This window comes from Psychrobacter sp. T6-1, assembly GCF_052258445.1.
Genome location: NZ_JBQQFC010000208.1, coordinates 1 through 4,392 on the forward strand (window position 1 = coordinate 1; position 4,392 = coordinate 4,392).

The window sequence follows — 4,392 nt, forward strand, 5'->3', positions numbered from 1 at the left end:
ATCACTTTCATGATCTCATACTCGACCACGCCTTTTGGCGTTTCGATACGGGCTTCGTCACCCTCAGACTTGCCAATAAGACCACGAGCGATAGGTGAATTGACCGAGATTTTACCTGCTTTAAAGTCCGCTTCATCGTCGCCTACGATCTGGTAGCGTTTTTCTTCTTCGGTGTCCATGTTTTCAATGACGACTGTGACACCGAATACCACGCGGCCTTCTTGTTTGAGGGTTGAGATATCGATCACTTGCGCGCCGCCAAGCTTGGCTTCGATGTCACGAATACGCGCTTCACAAAAGCCTTGTTGCTCACGTGCAGCATGGTATTCAGCGTTTTCTTTGAGGTCACCATGTTCGCGCGCCTCGGCGATAGAGGCAGTAATACGCGGACGATCGACCGTTTTTAACTGCTTTAATTCGGCTTCTAAAGCTGCGTGTCCTTCTAGAGTCATAGGGTAGCGTTGCATGATTTTTCCTTTAACCAATAACATCACACCACCTCCTACTCCTAGCGGATAGTGAGATGGTGTTAGTGGGGGTTGAATCTAATAATAAGAGAGGGCTTAGCGCTACGATAGCCAGTAATGCTACATGCGCGAAACAGACGTACTAAAAAGCATAGTCGCAGTCTTGCCACTATGCTTTTTTAAAAGTACGGGTATAAGCCAACAAAATTGTCGTTACGCCTAATCTACTGAATTTATCAAATTAAGTCAATAGAGTAAATATATACCGCCTGACAAATCAAGCTCGACACGTTGAGTTAAGCTATAGGTTTGGCCTGTGCATGCAAGTCTTGTAGCTTATAAACATCGAAAGGCAAATCAATAGCGTAAGATTTACAAACCGCGTCAGCTGCGCCTAGAGTCGTGACATAAAACACTTTACCTTGCAAAGCGCTGCGGCGAATAGAGAATGAATCCTCTTGTGCCTGCTTGCCTTCTGTGGTATTGATAATAAGGTCGATTTTGCCATTTTTCAAGGCATCGACAATGTGCGGGCGACCCTCAGTGACCTTGTTGATTTGCTGACAGTCAATACCAGCATCAGCGAGTACCTGTTGCGTGCCAGTGGTCGCTACGATATCAAAGCCATAATCAACCAGCTGGCGGGCGATAGGGGCAATCTGCGCTTTATCGCTATCACGTACCGAGATAAAGACCGTTTTGCTCTCGCCGTCAGTGGGCAAACCAGGCAGGCGCTCATTACTACCAATAACCGCTTTATAAAAGGCCTCGCCAAAGGTTTTACCAACGCCCATGACCTCACCCGTTGATTTCATCTCAGGGCTCAAGATTGGATCAACACCTGGGAACTTGGCGAAGGGGAATACGGACTCTTTGACCGCAAAAAACGACGGTACAATCTCCGTCATAAAGCCTTGATCTTTGAGCGACGTGCCTGCCATACAGCGCGCGGCAACCTGTGCAAGGGAGGTACCGATACATTTAGAGACAAAGGGTACCGTACGCGCCGCGCGAGGATTAACCTCTAAGATATAAACGGTCTCGCCTTTGACCGCGAACTGAACGTTCATCAAGCCAACCACACCAAGCTCTTTTGCCATAGCGATAGTCTGCTCGCGCATGACATCACATAGCTCATCTGATAGTGAGTAAGGTGGCAATGAACAGGCTGAGTCGCCAGAGTGCACGCCTGCTTGTTCAATATGCTGCATGATGCCGCCGATGACCACATCAGTGCCATCACTGACACAATCGACATCAACTTCAATGGCATCATCTAAGAAGCGATCTAGCAGTACCGGCGCTTCATTAGAGGCTTGAACGGCGGTGCGCAGGTAATGTCTAAGTTCATCTTCGTTATAGACAATCTCCATCGCGCGGCCGCCGAGTACGTATGAGGGGCGTACGACTAATGGATAGCCGACGTCTTTGGCTTTTACTAAACCGTCCTCTAAGCTCGTCGCAAGCGCGTTTGAGGGCTGAATGAGGTTTAACTGATGAATCATGTGCTGGAAGCGTTCACGATCTTCTGCGCGATCAATAGCGTCAGGACTTGTACCGATGATGTTGACGCCTGCTGACTCCAAATCGCGGGCAAGTTTCAACGGGGTTTGACCACCGAACTGAACGATGACGCCATCAGGTTGCTCTATACGGACGATCTCAAGCACGTCTTCTAACGTAATCGGCTCAAAGTAGAGGCGATCTGAGGTGTCATAATCGGTCGAGACCGTTTCAGGGTTACAGTTAACCATGATGGTTTCATAGCCATCTTCACGCATGGCAAGAGCGGCGTGTACACAGCAATAATCAAACTCAATGCCTTGACCGATACGGTTAGGACCGCCGCCGATAACCATGATTTTTTTCTTGTCAGTCGGATTGGCCTCACATTCGCTATCGTAGCTTGAGTACATATAAGCGGTGCTCGTCGCAAACTCTGCTGCTGCCGTATCCACGCGCTTGTAGACCGGATAGATGTTTAAATCCCAACGCTTTTTGCGCAGCTGTTTTTGTGAGACGCCAAGTAATTTCGCCAAACGTAAATCCGACAAGCCTTTACGCTTAAACTGACGAAGGTTGGTCTCATTTAAGCCGCCAAAACCCAGCGCGCGCACTCGAGTTTCAGTCTCGATGATATCTTCAATCTGCACAAGGAACCACGGGTCAATATTGGTCAGCTTAAATACTTCATCAACGCTCATGCCGATACGAAAGGCGTCGCCAATATAAAAGATGCGCTCAGGCGTTGGAATAGTCAGGCGATTGGTAATCTCGCTACGAGCTTTGCTGGTGCTAACTTTAGCTAAGTCAATTTGCTCATCAAAACCATCTGCACCCGTCTCTAAGCCGCGCAGGGCTTTTTGCATAGATTCTTGAAAGTTACGGCCAATCGCCATCACTTCACCGACCGACTTCATCTGTGTCGATAAGATATTATCTGCTTGCGGGAATTTCTCAAAGTTAAAGCGTGGAATCTTGGTGACGACATAATCAAGCGTTGGCTCAAAGCTTGCTGGCGTTGCGCCGCCAGTGATATCGTTTTGCAGTTCATCCAAGGTATAACCGACGGCTAATTTGGCGGCGATACGCGCAATCGGAAAGCCTGTTGCCTTTGAGGCGAGCGCTGATGAGCGAGACACGCGCGGGTTCATCTCAATGACGACCATACGGCCTGTCTTGGGATTGATACCGAACTGTACGTTTGAACCGCCCGTCTCAACGCCGATCTCACGCAATACCGCCAGAGACGCATTACGCATGATTTGATATTCTTTATCTGTCAAAGTCTGCGCTGGGGCGACAGTGATAGAGTCGCCGGTGTGCACGCCCATCGGATCAAAGTTCTCAATGGTACAGACGATGATACAGTTGTCATTTTTGTCACGAACGACTTCAGTTTCGTACTCTTTCCAGCCAATCAAGGACTCATCAATCAAGAGCTGATGAGTTGGCGATAAATCAAAACCGCGCTCGCAAATCTCGATAAATTCATCGCGGTTATATGCGATACCACCACCTGAGCCGCCCATAGTGAATGAGGGGCGTATGATACACGGATAGCCCATTTTTTCTTGGGTGGCAAAGGCTTCTTCCATGGTATTGGCAGTCTCAGCGCGCGGACATTCCAGACCGATACGTTTCATCGCTTGGTCAAAAAGCTCACGATCCTCTGCCATCTCGATGGCGTCTTTGGTCGCGCCAATCAGCTCACAGTTGTATTTTTTGAGTACGCCATGCTTGTCCAAATCTAGCGCACAGTTGAGTGCGGTCTGTCCGCCCATCGTCGGCAAGATGGCATCGGGGCGCTCGACATCGATGATTTGCTCAACCGTTTGCCAAGTAATCGGCTCGATATAAGTGGCATCCGCCATATCGGGATCAGTCATGATGGTGGCTGGGTTTGAGTTGACCAAAATAACTCGGTAGCCTTCTTCGCGAAGAGCTTTACACGCCTGCGCGCCTGAATAGTCAAACTCGCACGCTTGGCCGATGACGATGGGGCCTGCGCCAATGATAAGAATGCTTTTTATGTCGGTACGTTTTGGCATTTAGATGTGTCCTTCAATAATAGGTTTGGCAAGGTTGGCAATTTTACTCAAATCGTTGTCTTAACTTTTTTATTCTTATCCATCATCTGCGCAAACTTAGCAAATAATTCAGCGGCGTCATGCGGGCCAGGACTCGCTTCTGGATGACCTTGGAAGCTAAAGACGGGTTTATTGGTCAGCTCAATACCTTGGTTAGTACCGTCAAACAATGAGCGATGGGTGACTTTGACGTTATCAGGTAAGCTGGTTTCATCAACCGCAAAGCCATGGTTTTGACTAGTAATCATCACCAAACCGGTGTCCAAATCTTGTACCGGATGATTGGCACCATGATGACCGAACTTCATCTTCATCGTATCCGCGCCGCTGGCAAG

The 4,392-nt window shown here is 48.6% G+C and carries 3 protein-coding genes; all 3 read right to left on the minus strand.

Translation table 11 applies throughout. The features are described from left to right. On the minus strand, positions 1-467 hold a 467-nt coding region (gene greA, locus ACTXGO_RS10175; RefSeq protein ID WP_443574331.1), incomplete at its 3' end, for a transcription elongation factor GreA. 296 nt (positions 468-763) lie between these two features. Further along, positions 764-4,018, minus strand: a complete 3,255-nt coding sequence (carB, locus tag ACTXGO_RS10180; protein ID WP_443574327.1) for a carbamoyl-phosphate synthase large subunit — start codon at positions 4,016-4,018, stop codon at positions 764-766. Positions 4,019-4,065: 47 nt separating this feature from the next. Further along, the coding region (locus ACTXGO_RS10185; RefSeq protein ID WP_443574329.1) for a glutamine amidotransferase-related protein at positions 4,066-4,392 on the minus strand (327 nt) is incomplete at its 5' end.